We start from the raw sequence: 17,634 nt of genomic DNA on the forward strand, positions 1-17,634 counted from the left end.
CGCGGCGGCTGCCACCGTGTGGATATCCAGCGGCCTAAGCGTTTAGCCGCGGTAATAGTTGGCGGTGACAAACGGCATTCTGGTCACCGTCATCGGCAGCTGCTTGCCGCGCACTTCAGCGTAAACGGTGGTGCCCGGGGTTTCGGCGTCTCGGCTGACGTAGCCCATCGCCACCGGCTTGCCCACGCTCGGCCCGAAGCCGCCGGACGTCACCTGCCCAAGCGCTCTACCCGCTTCATCCACCAGCGCGGCACCTTCGCGCACCGGCGCACGCCCGTCGGCCAACAGGCCCACGCGTTTACGATCATGATCCTTGGCATCCACTTGGTGAAGGATCACGTCAGCGCCGGGAAAACCGCCGGGACGCTTGCCGCCGCGGCGACGCGGCTTGCCGATCGCCCAGATCAAACCGGCCTCGACGGGCGTCGTAGCCGTATCCATGTCGTGGCCATACAGGCACAGGCCGGCCTCCAGGCGCAGCGAATCCCGCGCGCCAAGCCCGATCGCCTCTACTTCAGCCTCGGCAAGCAGGCGCTCGGCAACGGCCTCGGTGGCGTCGGCGGCAACCGAGATCTCGAAACCGTCTTCTCCCGTGTAGCCGCTCCGGCTGACCCATACGTCATGGCCATCTATCTGGAAGCGGCCATGGCGCATGAACACAAGCTCGCAGGCCGCCGGGCACAGCCGCTGCATGACGCTCTGAGCGCTGGGCCCCTGCAAGGCGAGCAGACCACGATCCAGCGGCTCGATGTGACAGCGATGGCCAAGGCTGGTGCGCAGATGCGCAATGTCCTGATCCTTGCAGGCCGCATTGACCACCAGGTAAAAATGATCCCCCGCATTGACGATCATCAGGTCGTCCAGAATACCGCCCTCGGCGCTGGTCAATAGACCATAGCGCTGAGCGCCCTCCTCAAGACCCACCAGATCGGCAGGAATGAGGGTTTCAAGCGCCTCTGCGGCGTCTTTACCGGAGACCGTCACCTGCCCCATATGCGAGACATCGAACAGGCCACACTGCGTGCGCGTGTGCTCGTGCTCCTTTTTGACCCCCAACGGAAACTGCACCGGCATGTCGTAACCGGCAAAAGGCACCATCTTGGCCCCGAGCCGTTGATGCAGGGCATGCAAGGGGGTGTGTTTCAGCTCACTCATTGATCGCTCCTTTACAAACAAGAGCGGGAAGCCACGCCAGGTGCCTTCCCGTCTCTTCAATCAGTCTTGCGAGCGCTTTTCAGCGCCTGGCAGTGACTATTTATCGTGATCCAGGGCTTCCCCGGGCAACACCTCTTTACCGTCGAAGTAGTCTTTTGTCAGTTTGAAGACTACCGGCGACAGCAACGCCAGGGCAATCAGGTTCGGAATCGCCATCATGGCATTGAAGGTGTCCGCCATCAGCCAGATGAAACCCAGCTGCGCCATGGCCCCCAGCGGAATCGCCAGCACAAAGAGTACCCGATACAGCATGATGGCGCGCGTCCCAAACAGGAACTGGAAGCACTTTTCACCGTAGAATGACCAGCCGAGAATCGTGGTAAAGGCAAATACCGCCAGCGCAATGGCGACGATCTGGTTCCCGAAACCGGGCAGCGCCGCGTCAAAGGAGAGCGCGGTGAGTGAAGCGCCCTCTTCCCCGTCGATCCAAACGGTGGAGGTGAGAATCACCAGCGCCGTGATGGTGCAGACCACGATGGTGTCGATGAAGGTGCCCAGCATGGCGATCAAGCCCTGACGCACCGGGTTTTTGGTTTGCGCGGCGGCGTGGGCGATAGGCGCGCTACCCAAGCCTGCTTCATTGGAAAAAATCCCCCGCGCGACACCAAAACGAATGGCTGCCATGACCGCTGCACCTGCAAAACCACCGGCGGCCGCCATCGGGTTGAAGGCGTAGTAGAAAATCAGGCCAAACGCCTCGCCAATCTGGCTGGCGTTGACAATCAACACAAGGATACCGGCGAGGATATAGGCGATCCCCATGACCGGCACCAGCTTGCCGGCCACCTTGGCGATGCGCTTGATACCGCCAAGGATAACGGCACCGGCCAGCACCATGATCACCACCCCGGTCAACCAGGTGGGCACGCCGAAGCTCGAACTCATGGCATCGGCAACCGAATTGGACTGAACGGTATTTCCGATACCGAAGGCCGCCACGGCGCCGAAGAAAGCGAACAACACCCCGAGCCAAACCCACTTCTTGCCGAGACCGTTCTTGATATAGAACATCGGCCCACCAACGTGGTAACCAAGGCTATCGGTCTCGCGAAAACGCACGGCGAGGACGGCTTCGGCGAACTTGGTCGCCATCCCGACCAACGCCGTGATCCACATCCAGAACACAGCACCTGGCCCACCCAGCGCAATGGCGGTGGCCACCCCGGCAATATTCCCAGTGCCAATAGTCGCCGATAACGACGTCATCAAGGCGTTAAACGGAGATATCTCGCCGTCCTTGTCGGCGCTTTTCTCCTCACCCGGGGCAGCGCTGCGACCCTGCCACATCAGCTTGAATCCAATGCCGAGCTTTCTGATCGGCATCAATTTCAAGCCAAGCTGGAGGTAGAGCCCCACCCCTAACAGCAGAATGAGCATCAACGGGCCCCATACCACCCCGTTGATGGCGCCGAAAAGACTGGTCAATGTTTCCACTTGCTACCTCCTTACCCTTGTCATGGTTTGATTTATTGGATGTCGAGCGGGAGGCCACCTGCCCACCGTCGATTAATTCTGACCATCAAACGCCGGCGTGTCACGAGCGCTTTGCACTCCATGCCCGACGCAAGATCACCATGTTTTACACCATCGGTTCGGTGGCTTGCCATGCCATTGTCGAGTTATTGCAGCAAATATCGCTATTTTGACAATTGATCACCACACGGGCCAAACGCCGCAAAAGAACCACACAAGATCGGCGCGCAAGGTCACCAGAGAACTTGTGTCCTATCGGAAACGCGTTACCATGCTCGGCTAATTGCTCGCCGTGACCCGCGCCCATCGCCAAGCTCAGTGACAAGCGCTAACATGGCAGCTCCACATCCGTTTCGTATAGGGAATCACCATGAGCAACCTTCCTGCCAACCTTCGTTACGCCGAGAGCCACGAGTGGGTGCTTGATCATCAAGACGGTACGGTCACCATCGGCATTACCGATCACGCCCAGGCGGCGCTAGGCGACGTGGTGTTCGTCGAACTGCCCGAGGTCGGCACCACGCTGACCAAAGGCGATGAGTTTGGCGTCATCGAATCGGTCAAGGCCGCTTCCGACCTTTACGCGCCGGTTGACGGCGACGTCATCGAAGTCAACGATGCGCTTGAAGACGCTCCCGAAACGGTCAATGACGCGCCTTACGAAGGCGGCTGGATCATGAAGGTACGCTTAACCAGCGACAACCTTGACGGCTTGCTGGATGCCGACGCCTATCAGGCGACGCTAAGCAGCGACGACTAGCCGTTAACGCCTGCCTCACGGCAGGCGTGCCTTATTGCCCTGCACGGTTTTCTCATCACGTTCGGAACTCTCTCCATGCCTTTTGAAACTCGCCGTTTAGCCGAACTGGCTGACCACGATGCTTTTATCAAACGTCACAATGGCCCTGACGCCGACGACGTCGTCACCATGTTAAAAGCGCTCGACCTTCAGCGCATGGATGACCTGATCGAGCAAACCGTTCCGGGCGATATTCGCCTGGGCCGAGAACTGGCGCTGGACGACCCCAGAAGCGAAGCCGAAGCGCTGGATTACCTGAGCCAGCTGGCGCGACAGAATCGCGTCGCCAAGAGCTATATCGGCCAGGGGTATTACGGCACCCACATGCCGGCGGTGATTCAGCGTAACGTGCTGGAAAATCCCGGCTGGTACACCGCCTACACGCCCTATCAGCCGGAAATTTCCCAGGGGCGCCTCGAGGGGCTGCTCAACTTCCAGCAGGTGGTGATGGATCTGACCGGCATGGAGCTGGCCAATGCGTCGCTGCTCGATGAAGCCACCGCTGCGGCCGAGGCCATGTCGCTATGCAAGCGGGCCAACAAGAAAAGCAAGTCCAACGCGTTTTTCGTCGCCGACGATGTATTTGCCCAAACCCTGGACGTGTTGCGAACCCGCGCCGACTTCTTCGGTTTTGAACTAATTACCGGACCCGCGGCCTCGGTTGCCGACCACGATGTCTTTGGCGCGTTATTCCAGTACCCCACCGCCAGCGGCGAGATCAGCGATCTGGCGCCGCTGATCAACGCGGCGGCCGACCGCTCGATCATGACCTGTGTCGCGACAGATCTGCTCAGCCTGGTACTGCTTAAAGAGCCGGGCGCGTTAGGCGCCGACATCGTGGTCGGCAACTCCCAGCGTTTCGGGGTGCCAATGGGCTTTGGCGGCCCCCACGCTGCATTCTTTGCCACCTCGGACAAGCTCAAGCGCTCGATTCCCGGGCGCATCATCGGGGTCTCCAGGGATAGTCGTGGCAAGACAGCGCTGCGCATGGCCATGCAGACCCGCGAGCAGCACATTCGCCGCGAAAAAGCCACGTCGAACATCTGTACCGCCCAGGCGCTGCTGGCCAATATTGCCGGCTTTTACGCCACCTATCACGGCGCCGACGGTCTGCGTAAGATTGCCGGGCGCGTGCATCGTTTGACCACCTTGCTGGCGCAAGGCCTTCAGCAGTCAGGCATTCAACTGGGCAACGACTCCTGGTTCGACACCCTGCGTCTGACCCGGGTGGATGCAGGCAAGATCCACGGCCGCGCCATGACCCACGACATCAACCTGCATTACTTTACCAACGGTGACGTGGGCATCAGCCTGGATGAAACCACGACCGCTCACGATGTCGCCAAACTCTTTGACGTACTGCTCGGCGATGAGCACGGCCTGTCGGTTGCCGCCCTCGACGAGCAGGTGGTGGCCGATCGCGCCTCGGGCATTCCCAGCGCTTACCGCCGCGACAGCGATTTCCTGACGCACCCGACCTTCAAGCGCTACCGTAGCGAAACCGAGATGCTGCGTTACCTGAAACGGCTGGAGAACAAGGATCTGTCGCTTGTGCACGCCATGATTCCGCTTGGCTCGTGCACCATGAAGCTCAATGCCACCAGCGAGATGATCCCGGTGTCATGGCCGGCCTTTGCTCACCTTCACCCGTTCGCGCCCCGCGATCAGGCGGCAGGCTATCACCAGATGATCGACGAGCTGGCCGCCTTCCTGGTCGAAGTGACCGGCTATGATCACATTTCGATGCAGCCCAACTCAGGCGCCCAGGGTGAATACGCGGGGCTGGTGGCGATTCGCCGCTACCAGAACGCCCAGGGCGAAGGCCATCGCCATGTCTGCCTGATCCCCAGCTCCGCCCACGGCACCAATCCCGCGTCGGCGGCGATGGTGCAAATGAAAGTGGTGGTGGTCGAATGTGACGCAGACGGCAATATTGACCTGGCGGATCTGCGCCAGAAGGCAGAGCAGCACAGCGAACAGCTCTCCGCCATCATGCTCACCTACCCGTCCACCCACGGGGTTTTCGAGACCAGCGTGCGTGAAGCCTGCCAGATCGTGCACGACAACGGCGGTCAGGTGTATATCGACGGTGCGAACATGAACGCCCAGGTAGGGATCACACGCCCCGGCGACTTTGGCGGCGACGTATCGCACCTGAATCTGCACAAGACGTTCTGCATTCCCCACGGCGGCGGCGGCCCCGGCATGGGCCCCATTGGTGTTAAAGCCCACCTGGCGCCCTACGTGTCCAACCATGTGGTGACCCCCATCAACGGCGTCAACCCGGAATGTGGCGCCGTGGCAGCGGCCGCCTTTGGCAGCGCTTCCATTTTGCCGATCTCCTGGGCGTACATCAAAATGATGGGCGCGCGCGGGCTACGCGAGGCCACCGAGCTTGCCATCCTCAACGCCAACTACATTGCCAAGCGTCTGCAAGCGGCCTACCCAATTCTCTATCGCGGGCAGAACGGCACGGTGGCTCACGAATGCATCATCGACATTCGTCCGCTCAAGGCGGCGTCGGGTATCAGTGAAGAGGATATCGCCAAGCGCCTGATGGATTACGGCTTCCACGCCCCGACCATGTCGTTCCCGGTGCCGGGCACGCTGATGATCGAACCCACCGAGTCGGAATCGCTCTACGAAATAGATCGTTTCTGCGATGCCATGATCGCTATTCGCCAGGAGATCACGCGTGTCGAACAGGGCGAATGGCCGCTGGATAATAACCCGCTGGTGAATGCGCCGCACACCCAGGTCGACATCATCGACCCCCAATGGGAGCGTCCTTACGACCGTGAGCTGGGCGCCTTCCCCACCGATGCCGTCAAGGCGTCCAAGTATTGGCCGGCCGTCAATCGGGTGGATAACGTCTTTGGTGACCGGCAGTTGATTTGCTCCTGCCCGAGCATCGACGAATACCGCGACGAATAGCGACTGGTCGACCTATAAAACGCCTCGAGGCCGACGCTTAGGCAGCTGGCCTCAAGGCGTTTTTTCCTGCACACGCTGCTGGTGAAAGCCGTTAAGCAGCTTTTCGTACCGCTTGGGAAGCACGGAGTCCCGTCGACGCAGCAAATACAGCACTTCGTTGACCGTATTGGGTAGGTTAAGCGCCTTCACCTGCCGCTGCCATGGCGATGTCTCGAGCACCAGCCGCGATACCACCGTAAAGCCCAGCCCCCGGGCGACGCCATCGAGCACCATACTGACTTCATTGGTGAAGCCCTGATGGCGGAAGTGCGTCATCGAGCGAAACTCGCCGGGATAGTTGGCACGCAATAGCGCGTTGGCATGGTTGATGCCATCGTAATAGTTGAGAAAGCCAATGCCCATCAGGTCTGAAAGCGTCCCCTCGACAAAGTCGGCCGGCACCACCAGGCAAAGCGGCTCCTGATGCCACACATGACATTCCAGGTCGGGGTGATTGACCGCATCGGTGACGATCCCGATGTCATAACGCCCTTCGAGCAGGTCATTGACGATCTCGTGATTGAACGCAAAGCTGTAGCTGACGGTCAGGTTGGGGTGGCGTTGCTGCTGGCCGAGAATGTACGGATAGAGCATCAAGCCGACACTTCCCGGCGACGCTAGCCGGCATTCACCGCTGTCCAGCAGGTCGTCGTCCAGGGCATGGCGAAACTGCTCATGCTCGGCAAACAGCTTTAACGCGTAGTCGTAGGCGCGTCGCCCCGGCTCGGTCAAGGTAAAACTGCGCCCCCGCCGTTCGATCAGGGTCTTGTTTAAATAACGCTCCAGCTTGCGGATATGCTGGCTAACCCCGGGCTGCGTCATGTCCAGCCGCTGGGCCGTGCGCGTAAAGCTGCCGGTTTCCACCAGGGTGATATACGTTCTGAAGTATTGCGCGTTAAACATGTTGAGCATCATCGGGTTAGCAATCAAACCATCATACCACACTGGCCCGCCAGGCTCTGACGGTGTACCCGTTCGGGGAGCGTGATAATATGCCCTCAGACCTCACACCGTCAGGAATTGCACCACTAATGACCCAGAACGCTCAATCGCGCGATACCATCTCCAGCATCATCTCGCCTGAAGGCAGCCTTGAAGTTCTCTCTCAACACGAAGTCAATCGACTGCATCGCACGTCAAAAAGCGGGCTGCACGATTTGCTGAGACGTTGTGCGCTCGCGGTGCTCAACTGCGGCAGCCCGACCGACGATAGCCTGGCGATCCTTGAAGCCTATAAAGACTTCGATATCGAAGTGCTTCAGCAGGATCGCGGCATCCGCTTGAAGCTGACCCATGCCCCCGCCGAAGCCTTTGTGGACGGACGCATGATTCGCGGCATCCGGGAGCATCTCTCGTCGGTGATACGCGATATCGTGTATATCTACAACGAAATCCAGCGTCACGATCGCTTCGACCTCACCACCGCCGAAGGCACTACCAACGCGGTCTTTCATATCCTGCGTAAAGCCGGCACGCTCAAACCAGGGCGTGACCCAAGCCTGGTGGTTTGCTGGGGCGGCCACTCCATTTCCCGTGAAGAGTACGAATACACCAAGGACGTCGGCTACCACCTGGGCCTGCGCGACCTGGATATCTGCACGGGCTGCGGCCCAGGGGCCATGAAAGGCCCCATGAAAGGCGCCAACGTGGCGCACGCCAAACAGCGTCGCCGCGACGGCCGCTACCTGGGGATTTCAGAGCCGGGCATCATCGCCGCCGAGGCGCCGAACCCGATCGTCAACGAACTTGTGGTCATGCCCGACATCGAAAAACGCCTGGAGGCGTTCGTAAGGCTGGGCCACGGCATTATCGTGTTTCCCGGCGGCGTAGGCACGGCGGAAGAAATTCTCTATCTGCTGGGTATCCTATTACACCCCTCTAACCAGGATATGCCATTTCCGTTGATTCTCACCGGTCCAGCCGATTCAGCCGCCTACTTTGAAAAGATCGACGAATTTCTGGTGTATACCCTTGGCGAGGACATTCGACGCTTCTATACCATCATCACCGGTGATCCCGTCGCCGTCGCGCGCCAGATGCGCAAAAGCATCGATGAGATCACCGAGTTCCGTCGCACCCACCAGGATGCGTTCTACTATAACTGGCGCCTGACGGTGGCGCGGGACTTTCAGGCGCCTTTCGACCCCACCCATGACGCCATGCGTGCCCTGGCGCTGCACCGTCAGCAGCCCACCCATGAACTTGCTGCCAACCTGCGTCGGGCTTTTTCGGGCATTGTCGCCGGCAACGTCAAGGAACAGGGCATTCGTGCCATAGAAGCCAACGGGCCCTTCGTGCTCAATGCAGAACCCGAGCTGATGCAGCGTCTGGATGAGCTGTTGAGCTCCTTTGTCGCGCAAGGGCGGATGAAGCTCGACGGGCAGGACTACACGCCCTGTTATGTGCTGACGTAATCGTGCAGACAACACATTGCCAACCCGCCACACTTGGATACACGTTTCATTCATCTTACGGCTAGTCCGCATGAGCCCCGCGTCAAACACTCGGGGCGCTATATCCAACAACGCGACACACCCTGACCGCCGGACATAAAAAAACGCCGCGGGCTATATAGCCACGCGGCGTTTTTTTCGTAATGGTCGGAGCGACAGGATTCGAACCTGCGACCTTTGCAACCCCATTGCAACGCGCTACCAAGCTGCGCCACGCTCCGAATGCCCGGGCGATATTCTCGCCTCAAGACGGTGCGTATACTAGCGTTTTATCGCACAAATGAAAAGCTCTTTTTGCGCTTTCTTTTCAAGTGCTTGTCTGACGGAGCGTTTGGTCTGACCCAGTTATTCAGGGCGATCCGCACGATGCAGCAGTGCTGCCATCTCGGCATACACCGATGGGGCACAGACCAGCAAATCCCGGGAATACAGGTCAGCGGGCACCCCATCGGGAGCACCGTAAAGATGACCAACGCTGGCACCCGCCTCGCGGGCAATCACCCAGCCAGCCACAAAGTCCCAGGGCGAGACGCTTTCATAGTAGGCATCCAGGCGCCCGCAGGCCACATCGCAGATATCCAGGGCGGCAGCACCGTTCCGGCGTATATCGCGACAGTGGGCCAGCACGGCGGCCAGACGCGGCAATAACGCTTTGCGAGCGCCCCGCTGATACGGAAAGCCGGTCGCCACAAGGCTACGCGATAGCTCGTCGGCAGCGCTTGGCTGAATAGGCCGCTGGTTGCAGTACGCTCCGCTGCCCTCGGCGGCGGTGAAGGTTTCCTCCAGAAACGGCGCATGCACCACGCCGACCTTGCCGACACCGTGCTCCATCCAGCCAATCGACACCGCCACATGGCGCAGGCCCTGAGCAAAATTGACCGTGCCATCGATGGGATCAACCACCCAAAGCTGCGCGGCGTCGGTGGCCAGCGCCTCCCCGGGGGACAGCTCTTCGCTGAGCCGTGTCTCCCCCGGGAAGTGGGCGTCTAGCTGTTCGCTGATAAAGCGATCTACGGCAATATCGGCATCGGTCACCAGCTCGTCACCGGCCTTGTAATGTCGGTCAAAGGACTGCTCCTCACGCGCCTGTCGAATCATCCGGCCCGCCTGTTCGGCAATCGACCGGGCAATGCTCAAACGCTCGTCCAAGGTGTATGCAGACATACCAACTCCGTTAATGGGCCAGGCATTAGCGTAAGGCATCCACCAGAATATCGACAACCACGCGGGTGGCCGCATCGATCAAGACGACATCCGAGCCCACGCGCTGCCATTCATAGCCAGGGTAGCGCGGCAGCTCATCGGCCAGACGACCGTCAAACCGCTTGGCGATACCCGGCGGCAGCGGCTTGCCCCGCGCCAGGTTACGTTCGATGCCGGGCGGCAACGGCTCAGCGCTGGGCGCGCCATATTCCCGCAGCAGGCGGTTCAGGGCACGCTCATCGATACGCGGCCGGTCACCATCACGATAGTTGCGCGTATCGCGATCGTCATAGGCGCGATGCTGGCGTTCTTGAGACGGCTCTTGATGCTGTTTGTCTCGTGCACCGTGGGCTGGCGCATGGTCGGGCTGGGCAGCGGCGACGCCACTGAATAAACATGCCGAGAACGCACTGGCTACCGCAATTTTGAAAGGATGCACTGTAAGCTCCTCAGCTAGGCTTGGAACTTACAGTGTAGCGAGCAAATACGCAGGGATTAAGAAAGTAAGCTGCAGCTTTGAATTGTTACTTTTGGTCACGACACGTGGCCGGCAAGTACTTTAGCTCCATCTTATTTGTGTCGCCTGTCGTGGTACGACAAGACCATTGAATAGATCCTTCACCTGCATCGGCTTCCAACACCACCCATTTTCCCGCAATGGCACTATTCGCCTCTTCGCTCATTTCCATCACAATGCGGGACTCGTACTCGCCCTCTGCCCCCCAAATCGCCATATAACTAACATAGCTCCCCAAGTTACCCGCACCCGCTTGACCACCTCCTGTCGGAGACGTATCCGTTGCGTAACCAATATCAGCATTACTTTGCGGAAAGCCCCCCGTCGCCATGAAATACTCACTGATCGCAACCTTCACGTCAGAAGCGAGACTGAATGCTTCCGAGACTTGAGCACGGGCCACATAGTTCTGATATTGCGGTACGGCAATCGAAGCTAGCACACCAATTATTGCCACCACGATCATCAGCTCGATAAGGGTAAAACCCCGCTGAATCGCTTTCATAATGCCTTCTCCGCTTAAAAAAAAGGGGCTATAAGCCCCTTTATCATCATCTGCCAATCACTCTCCTGATGATGATGTTGTAGTGTCCGCATCGCGGCAGCTTGCGGGTAAATATTTTGTTGGGATGCCATCTGTAGAAGAAGCACCGCATGACCATTTAATTGCACCGCTGTTATCATCATCTCCAGTTGAAGAGTCAGGCGTAAATTGTAGTGATTTGTCTTGCAAGTCACTGACTACACCTGAACTAGACATAGCTACGGTGATTTTCCCTTCGTTTTCTACCTTGACGCTCTGCACATAGCTACCAATATCTGTACCATCAACATTCGCAGATATCCCAGCCTTCGTATTGGAGTCAGGGAAACTACCATTAGTTATATAGTACTCAGAAACAGCCGTTTTAGCCGACGAGGCAAGACTGATCGCTTCACTCACCTGAGCGCGTGCAACGTAGTTCTGATACTGCGGCACAGCGATAGAGGCCAGCACGCCGATAATCGCCACCACGATCATCAGCTCGATCAGGGTGAAACCGCCCTGGTGTTTATTGCGAATTGCCGGTTGTGCAGAATGCGACATGGAGGCGTCTCCTTGGGAAATCGTACCCGGCTTGGCGCAGGGCATCACAGTTGAATAAAACTTGTACGACAGTAACGTACCGCATGGCCTTGATCAACGCCATTGTTACCCAGCGTATCACTGTTATCGGCCAGCGTTGGCCGGGCTTGAGCGAATCGACTTGCGCCGCGTTACTGCCTTGACGTGCCAAGTATGATAAAAGTAAGCCGCAGCGCTATCCACCAACGAGTCCCGCATGAGCGAATCCAGTTCTGAGTCTACCTTAAGCCACGCCGCCGCCCGGGGCGGGCTGCGCGGGATCGCCCAGCGTCTGGTCAAGCACGACTTGCTGACCGAGGCCCAGGCGACTACCGCTGAAGCAACCGCCTTTGAACTGGATATTTCGCTGCTTCAGCACGTGGTGGATAGTGGCCTGGTGGACACCAAACAGGCGGCACTGGCCGCCGGCTGGGAGTACGGGCTGCCGGTGATCGACCTAGATGCCGTGCGGCTGACGTCACTCCCACCCGCTGCGGATTACCCGATCAAAGTGCTTCAGCATTTAACCGTGCTGCCGCTGGCGCGTCACGGTCACCGGCTCACCGTTGCCGTGCCCTACCCGGCAACGCTGACCCAGCTGGATGAACTTCAGTTTGCCACCGGTCTGAGCGTTGAAGGAGTACTGGCCCCCGTCGACCAGCTGACGACGGCTCTGAATCAGTACCTTACCCAGAATGAGCGCAGCATGCTCGAAGAGCTCGACGACGTCGACGATGCCGTCAGTTCCTTGAGCGTCATCCAGGGGCCCGGCGACGACGCGCCTCTGGAAGAAGCGCCGCAGAACAGCGACGACGCGCCGATCGTCAAGTTCGTCAACAAGCTGCTGCTGGACGCCATTCGCCGCGGCGCGTCGGATATTCACTTCGAGCCCTACGAAACCCAGTACCGGGTGCGCTTTCGCATCGACGGCATGCTCATCGAGGTAGCACGACCGCCCTTTGCCATGCGCAACCGTATCGCCGCGCGGCTGAAAATCATGGCACGGCTGGATATCTCCGAGCGCCGCCTGCCTCAGGATGGCGCCATCAAGCTGAAGCTCTCGCGTACCCGCTCGCTGGATTTCCGGGTCAACTCGCTGCCCACCGTGTACGGCGAAAAGCTGGTGCTGAGGATTCTCGACCCTACGGCCACACAGCTGGGCATCGAGCAGCTCGGCTTTACCGACGACCAGCGCGGATACTACGAGCGTGCCCTCGCCGAGCCCCAGGGCATGATTCTGGTGACCGGGCCCACGGGCAGCGGCAAGACTGTGTCACTTTATACGGGTATCAATATACTCAATCAGGTGGAGCGCAATATCTGTACCGCCGAAGACCCGGTGGAAATCAAGGTACCCGGCGTCAACCAGGTCAATGTGCTACCCAAAATCGGGCTGGATTTTGCCAGCGCCCTGAGGGCGTTTCTGCGCCAGGATCCCGACGTGGTGATGGTAGGCGAAATACGCGACCTGGAAACTGCCGAAATTTCGGTCAAGGCAGCCCAGACCGGTCACCTGGTGCTGTCCACGGTGCACACCAATTCGGCAGCCGAGACCTTGACCCGCCTCTCCAACATGGGCGTGTCGTCGTTCAACATTGCCAGCGCCGTCAGCCTGATCATTGCCCAGCGCCTGGCGCGCAAGCTCTGCCCGCAATGCAAGACACCGGCGGACATCCCCCATGAGGCACTGCGACGCGAGGGCTTCACCCAGCAGGAGATCCAGCAGGCCACGTTGTACCGTCCAGTCGGTTGCAAACACTGCACCCATGGCTACAAGGGCCGGATTGGCATTTATGAGGTAGTGCCGATTACCGACGCCATGCGCCAGCTGATCATGCGCGATGCCAACGCCCTGGATATTGACCAGCTGGCCCGCCGGGAAGGCTATCCCAGCCTGCACCGCAGCGGCCTGCTAAAGGTCATGCAAGGGATTACCAGCCTTGAGGAAGTCAACCGCGTCAGCAAGGAGTAGACCATGGCCAAGGCAACACGCGCTCGCCGTCAGCCGACCATTCAGCTTTACCGCTGGAAGTGGGAAGGCACAGGGCCGCAGGATCGCCCGCTAAGCGGTGAAATGATCGGCCGCAACAAGGCCGAGGTGGCAAGCGAGCTCGCCAACCAGCAGATCAATGTGCGGCGGCTGCGTAAAAAGGGCGGCCTCAGCGGTCGTGGACGCATCAATCCCCACGACATCATGGTGTTTGCTCGCCAGATGGCTACCATGATCCGTGCGGGCATACCCTTGCTCCAGGCCTTCCAGGTCGTGGCCGAGAGCCTCAAGAAGCCGGCCATGGTGGCGCTGGTTCAGCAAATGATGAGCGACGTATCGGCAGGGGCAAGCTTTTCGGATGCCTTACGCCGTCATCCCCGGCACTTCGATCGCCTGTTCGTTAACCTGGTTGAAGCCGGCGAGCAGGCCGGTGCGCTGGATCAGATGCTTGACCGTGTCGCCACCTACAAGGAAAAGGTCGAATCGCTCAAGAGCCGCGTCAAGAAGGCAATGTGGTACCCCTCCGCCGTCATGCTGATCGGGGTGGGCGTCACGATGCTGCTGCTGATCAAGGTGGTGCCCGAGTTCGACAGCATGTTCGACAGCTTCGGTGCCGAACTCCCCGCCATGACCCAGATGACCGTCAATTTATCCGATCTCGCGCAGCGTTTCTGGCTGCATGCGGTCGGAGCCGTACTGGCCGGCGTTTTTCTTCTCAAACAGGCAATCAACCGCTCCCCCAGGGTGGCTTACCGCGCTCACAGCGTTATATTGCACCTGCCCGTGGTCGGTGACATCTTGCATAAAGCGGCCGTGGCGCGTTTTGCCCGGACGCTGGCGACGACCTTTGCCTCCGGCGTGCCCCTGGTGGAAGGCCTGGATACCGCCTCGGGCGCCACCGGCAACAAGGTCTACGAACGCGCAGTCACCCAAACGCGCCATGACGTGGCCACCGGCCAGCAGTTACACTTTGCCATGCGGATGACCAATCAGTTTCCGCCTCTGGCGGTTCAGATGGTCAGTATCGGTGAGGAGGCAGGCTCGCTGGATGCCATGCTAAACCGGGTGGCGGATTACTACGAAGAAGAGGTCGACAACAAGGTAGACGCCCTAACCTCGCTGATGGAACCGCTGATCATCGTGGTACTGGGCCTGCTGGTTGGCGGCGTCGTGGTATCCATGTACTTACCCATTTTCAACTTAGGCTCGGCCCTTTAAGGGATCGTGCAAAGGCATGTCATGCAGTTTTCTTCATTCACGTTCTGGCCACTGATTGTTTTACTGGGCCTGTGTCTCGGCAGCTTTCTCAACGTTGTCATTACCCGCCTCCCGGTCATGCTGATGCGCCAATGGCGCCAGGAAGCGCGTGCTCAACTGGCGCTGGAGGAGGAAACGCCGCCGCGCTTCAATCTCGCCCAGCCGCGCTCCATGTGCCCCCGCTGTGAAACCCCCCTTCGCTGGCACGACAATCTGCCACTGATCGGCTGGCTCAAGCGGCATGGCCGCTGCGCTCATTGCAATGGGCGGATCAGCGTTCAATATCCGCTGATCGAGCTTGCGGGCGGCGTCCTGGCCATTAGCGTTGCCCTGCTCTACGGCCCTGACTGGCAGGCCCTGTGGGTTTACGCCGCCTGCCTGACGCTACTGGCACTGGCGGCCATCGACTGGCGCTTGCAGCTACTGCCCGACATCCTGACGTTGCCGCTGCTGTGGGCCGGGTTGCTTTACCACTGGCTGTTTCAACCCGCCTTCCTGGGTGATGCGGTCATCGGCGCAGTACTGGGTTACATGAGCCTGTGGAGTGTTTACTGGCTGTTCAAGCTGGCGACCGGTAAAGAAGGCATGGGCTTTGGCGACTTCAAGCTGCTGGCGGCGCTCGGGGCCTGGCTCGGCTGGCTGGCGCTGCCGCTGGTGCTGCTGTTTTCTGCGGGTCTGGCCGCCATCCTCGGCCTTGCCTACCAGGCCTCAACGCCCCAGGCGCGCGGCACCCCTATGCCGTTCGGGCCCTTTCTTGCCCTCGCCGGCTGGATCATGCTGCTGGCTGGAGACGAGGCGCTCGCCGTGTACTTGAGTATCGCCAGCTAGCATCAGGGGTAGACAGACTTCATACATTTTTTCCCCACCGGAAGACAGGAAGCCCATGATTGTTGGTTTGACAGGCGGTATCGGTTCAGGCAAATCCACCGTTGCCCGCGCCTTTGGCGAACGCGGCATCGGCTGGGTGGACGCCGACGACGTAGCCCGGGAGGTAGTTGCCCCCGGCGAACCGGCACTGGCAGACATTCGTGACCGCTTTGGCGACCGGGTGATTACCGACGACGGCTCGCTGGATCGCGCCGCGCTTCGACAGATCATTTTCGACGCGCCCGAAGAACGCCATTGGCTCGAGCAACTGACCCACCCCATTATCCGCGAACGCCTCGTCGCCACCTTGCACTGCCTGCAATCCGGCACCTCTCCCTACGCCCTGTTGGTGTCGCCGTTGCTATTCGAGTCGGGTCAGGCGGCACTGGTCGAGCGTGCCATCGTGGTGGACGTGCCCACCGACATGCAGCTATCCAGAACGCTGCAGCGCGACGGTGTCAGCGAAGCGAACGTACGTGCTATCCTGAAAGCACAGATGTCGCGGGAGGCGCGCCTCGCCAAGGCGGACGATATCATTGATAATAGTCGCGACATTGCGCACATGCAGCAGCAGGTCGCCCGTCTTGATCGCGCCTACCGTGCGCGACTATCGCCTTAATGCCATTACGATCTATCTCAGTCCGGATTATCTATGCCTCAACCCGCTAACGACAGCCCGCTTGAAGTCGCGTGCCCGCAGTGCGCCCGCGCCGTCCCCTGGAGTGATGACAGCCAATATCGCCCGTTTTGCAGCAAGCGCTGCCAGCTACTCGACCTGGGCGCCTGGGCAGAGGAGTCGCACCGCATCGCAGGCGAAAGCGCCATGGACGAAGCCGATATTGATGCCCTCCTGGCGCGCGCGGATCGCGACGCACCGCTTTCATGACCGCGTTGCGTTTAACCCCCATGAACGCACCTCCCTATCACCTGATGCAGCAGCTTGAGCGGTCGTTTGACGCGCTCATGCAAGCGCTGGAAGCACTCGCGGAACGCTATGAACAGCAGTCGCCGCCTACCTGGCAGCTACTGCCCGGGGACGCCGCCCCTTCACAGTGGATGAGGACGGCGCTGCTTGATGTCTGGCATCAGGACGGCCAGGACGGCCGGGAAACCCGTAATTACCTGGGTATCGTGGCCGCCGACGAAACGCTTCTCGACGCCGTGCGCAATGTCAACGAGGCAAAGGACGCCTTTCATGCCAACCTGCAGACCATCAAACACACCGCCCCCAAATCGCTGAGCGATGCCAAAGCGCAGCTCACCAGACGGCATCCTGACGTTCAAGGCGTGCTTAACAAGGAGGGGCTGGCGCGCCTGCACTTAAAGCAATGCTGGCGCCATCTGCCGATCGCCGATGCCGACGTCGCCAAGGTACGCTTCGCCTGGTATCAAAGCGGCCGATCAATCAAGCGCATTACGGTCAGCGAGGCCGAGCAGAAACTGCTCCAGCTGGACAGCGAGGCGCCCCACATAAGGGTGCAGCTGCGCCGTCTTGCCGACATCCCCAGCAGCGAGCCGCTCGCCCAGGTTCAGCCCCAGGCACCGCTCATGCGGGCCAACCTCTTCTTCAGTCACCCGCTGGCAGACGGCCACACGCGACGGGCACTGAACGTGGCAATGCCACTCTTTGTGCCCAGCGCGCAGGGGATACTGCCTGATATCAAGGCGCCGTCGGCCCAGCCGCATGCAACACGGACACGCGCGGTTCGTCGCGATGAAAAAATAGAGCCGGACGTTTTCCTACCCAGCCTGCGGGTATTTCGTTATCGCTAGCGCCTTCCA

Annotated in this window: 16 protein-coding genes and 1 tRNA gene; 9 read left to right on the forward strand and 8 right to left on the reverse strand. The window is 59.8% G+C overall.

What is annotated here, in order from left to right; genetic code table 11:
- Positions 1-42 precede the first annotated feature (42 nt).
- Together gcvT and QC815_RS08285 are read right to left on the reverse strand one after the other, a co-directional pair.
- Complete coding sequence (gcvT, locus tag QC815_RS08280) at positions 43-1,155, reverse strand: glycine cleavage system aminomethyltransferase GcvT (protein ID WP_230446876.1); 1,113 nt, start codon at positions 1,153-1,155, stop codon at positions 43-45.
- A 96-nt stretch (positions 1,156-1,251) separates the two neighbouring features.
- The gene (locus QC815_RS08285; RefSeq protein WP_230446875.1) at positions 1,252-2,649 is read right to left on the reverse strand and encodes an alanine/glycine:cation symporter family protein; all 1,398 of its coding nucleotides are present in this window, start codon (positions 2,647-2,649) and stop codon (positions 1,252-1,254) included.
- Between the two features lie 409 nt (positions 2,650-3,058).
- On the opposite strand from QC815_RS08285, the gene gcvH reads away from it, so the two are divergent.
- Both gcvH and gcvP read left to right on the forward strand, forming a co-directional pair.
- Entirely contained in the window at positions 3,059-3,448 is a 390-nt protein-coding gene (gcvH, locus tag QC815_RS08290; RefSeq protein WP_230446874.1) for a glycine cleavage system protein GcvH, read from the forward strand.
- Positions 3,449-3,523: 75 nt separating this feature from the next.
- A complete protein-coding gene (gene gcvP / locus QC815_RS08295; RefSeq protein ID WP_230446873.1) occupies positions 3,524-6,421 on the forward strand; it encodes an aminomethyl-transferring glycine dehydrogenase in 2,898 nt (965 codons plus the stop codon).
- Between the two features lie 51 nt (positions 6,422-6,472).
- On the opposite strand, the gene QC815_RS08300 is transcribed toward gcvP, so the two are convergent.
- Complete coding sequence (locus QC815_RS08300) at positions 6,473-7,363, reverse strand: LysR family transcriptional regulator (RefSeq protein WP_230446872.1); 891 nt, start codon at positions 7,361-7,363, stop codon at positions 6,473-6,475.
- A 128-nt stretch (positions 7,364-7,491) separates the two neighbouring features.
- On the opposite strand from QC815_RS08300, the gene ppnN reads away from it, so the two are divergent.
- Complete coding sequence (gene ppnN / locus QC815_RS08305) at positions 7,492-8,874, forward strand: nucleotide 5'-monophosphate nucleosidase PpnN (RefSeq protein ID WP_268902719.1); 1,383 nt, start codon at positions 7,492-7,494, stop codon at positions 8,872-8,874.
- Between the two features lie 183 nt (positions 8,875-9,057).
- On the opposite strand, the gene QC815_RS08310 is transcribed toward ppnN, so the two are convergent.
- From QC815_RS08310 to QC815_RS08330, 5 genes are all read right to left on the reverse strand, one after another.
- Positions 9,058-9,134, reverse strand: a tRNA-Pro gene (locus QC815_RS08310).
- 124 nt (positions 9,135-9,258) lie between these two features.
- Entirely contained in the window at positions 9,259-10,077 is an 819-nt protein-coding gene (locus QC815_RS08315) for an inositol monophosphatase family protein (RefSeq protein WP_230446871.1), read from the reverse strand.
- Positions 10,078-10,102: 25 nt separating this feature from the next.
- The gene (locus tag QC815_RS08320) at positions 10,103-10,555 is read right to left on the reverse strand and encodes an anti-virulence regulator CigR family protein (protein WP_230446870.1); all 453 of its coding nucleotides are present in this window, start codon (positions 10,553-10,555) and stop codon (positions 10,103-10,105) included.
- A gap of 85 nt (positions 10,556-10,640) precedes the next feature.
- Entirely contained in the window at positions 10,641-11,138 is a 498-nt protein-coding gene (locus QC815_RS08325) for a pilin (RefSeq protein WP_422828689.1), read from the reverse strand.
- A gap of 57 nt (positions 11,139-11,195) precedes the next feature.
- Complete coding sequence (locus QC815_RS08330) at positions 11,196-11,720, reverse strand: pilin (RefSeq protein ID WP_309768009.1); 525 nt, start codon at positions 11,718-11,720, stop codon at positions 11,196-11,198.
- Positions 11,721-11,955: 235 nt separating this feature from the next.
- Between QC815_RS08330 and pilB the strand changes: the two genes are divergently transcribed.
- The 6 genes from pilB to QC815_RS08360 are packed head-to-tail and all read left to right on the forward strand — an operon-like array spanning position 11,956 to position 17,625.
- Positions 11,956-13,710: a type IV-A pilus assembly ATPase PilB gene (gene pilB / locus QC815_RS08335; protein ID WP_230446868.1), complete on the forward strand. Its 1,755-nt coding sequence runs from the start codon at positions 11,956-11,958 to the stop codon at positions 13,708-13,710.
- A gap of 3 nt (positions 13,711-13,713) precedes the next feature.
- Entirely contained in the window at positions 13,714-14,946 is a 1,233-nt protein-coding gene (locus tag QC815_RS08340; RefSeq protein WP_230446867.1) for a type II secretion system F family protein, read from the forward strand.
- 21 nt (positions 14,947-14,967) lie between these two features.
- Complete coding sequence (locus QC815_RS08345) at positions 14,968-15,813, forward strand: prepilin peptidase (RefSeq protein ID WP_230446866.1); 846 nt, start codon at positions 14,968-14,970, stop codon at positions 15,811-15,813.
- A 55-nt stretch (positions 15,814-15,868) separates the two neighbouring features.
- Positions 15,869-16,471: a dephospho-CoA kinase gene (gene coaE, locus QC815_RS08350; protein ID WP_309768012.1), complete on the forward strand. Its 603-nt coding sequence runs from the start codon at positions 15,869-15,871 to the stop codon at positions 16,469-16,471.
- A gap of 33 nt (positions 16,472-16,504) precedes the next feature.
- Positions 16,505-16,738, forward strand: a complete 234-nt coding sequence (gene yacG / locus QC815_RS08355) for a DNA gyrase inhibitor YacG (protein ID WP_230446864.1) — start codon at positions 16,505-16,507, stop codon at positions 16,736-16,738.
- Positions 16,739-16,758: 20 nt separating this feature from the next.
- Positions 16,759-17,625: a DNA replication terminus site-binding protein gene (locus tag QC815_RS08360; RefSeq protein ID WP_230446863.1), complete on the forward strand. Its 867-nt coding sequence runs from the start codon at positions 16,759-16,761 to the stop codon at positions 17,623-17,625.
- Positions 17,626-17,634: the final 9 nt, after the last annotated feature.

The sequence above is a fragment of the Vreelandella gomseomensis genome, assembly GCF_031451645.1.
GTDB classification, from domain to species: Bacteria; Pseudomonadota; Gammaproteobacteria; order Pseudomonadales; family Halomonadaceae; genus Vreelandella; species Vreelandella gomseomensis.

Bases quoted from the DNA above. Each gene is read 5' to 3' on its own strand.
- coaE (WP_309768012.1), top strand. From the start codon at position 15,869: ATGATTGTTGGTTTGACAGGCGGTATCGGTTCAGGCAAATCCACCGTT.
- QC815_RS08300 (WP_230446872.1), bottom strand. From the start codon at position 7,363: ATGTTTAACGCGCAATACTTCAGAACGTATATCACCCTGGTGGAAACC.
- ppnN (WP_268902719.1), top strand. From the start codon at position 7,492: ATGACCCAGAACGCTCAATCGCGCGATACCATCTCCAGCATCATCTCG.
- yacG (WP_230446864.1), top strand. From the start codon at position 16,505: ATGCCTCAACCCGCTAACGACAGCCCGCTTGAAGTCGCGTGCCCGCAG.
- QC815_RS08340 (WP_230446867.1), top strand. From the start codon at position 13,714: ATGGCCAAGGCAACACGCGCTCGCCGTCAGCCGACCATTCAGCTTTAC.
- gcvT (WP_230446876.1), bottom strand. From the start codon at position 1,155: ATGAGTGAGCTGAAACACACCCCCTTGCATGCCCTGCATCAACGGCTC.
- QC815_RS08330 (WP_309768009.1), bottom strand. From the start codon at position 11,720: ATGTCGCATTCTGCACAACCGGCAATTCGCAATAAACACCAGGGCGGT.
- pilB (WP_230446868.1), top strand. From the start codon at position 11,956: ATGAGCGAATCCAGTTCTGAGTCTACCTTAAGCCACGCCGCCGCCCGG.
- gcvH (WP_230446874.1), top strand. From the start codon at position 3,059: ATGAGCAACCTTCCTGCCAACCTTCGTTACGCCGAGAGCCACGAGTGG.
- QC815_RS08325 (WP_422828689.1), bottom strand. From the start codon at position 11,138: ATGAAAGCGATTCAGCGGGGTTTTACCCTTATCGAGCTGATGATCGTG.
- QC815_RS08360 (WP_230446863.1), top strand. From the start codon at position 16,759: ATGAACGCACCTCCCTATCACCTGATGCAGCAGCTTGAGCGGTCGTTT.
- QC815_RS08315 (WP_230446871.1), bottom strand. From the start codon at position 10,077: ATGTCTGCATACACCTTGGACGAGCGTTTGAGCATTGCCCGGTCGATT.
- gcvP (WP_230446873.1), top strand. From the start codon at position 3,524: ATGCCTTTTGAAACTCGCCGTTTAGCCGAACTGGCTGACCACGATGCT.
- QC815_RS08345 (WP_230446866.1), top strand. From the start codon at position 14,968: ATGCAGTTTTCTTCATTCACGTTCTGGCCACTGATTGTTTTACTGGGC.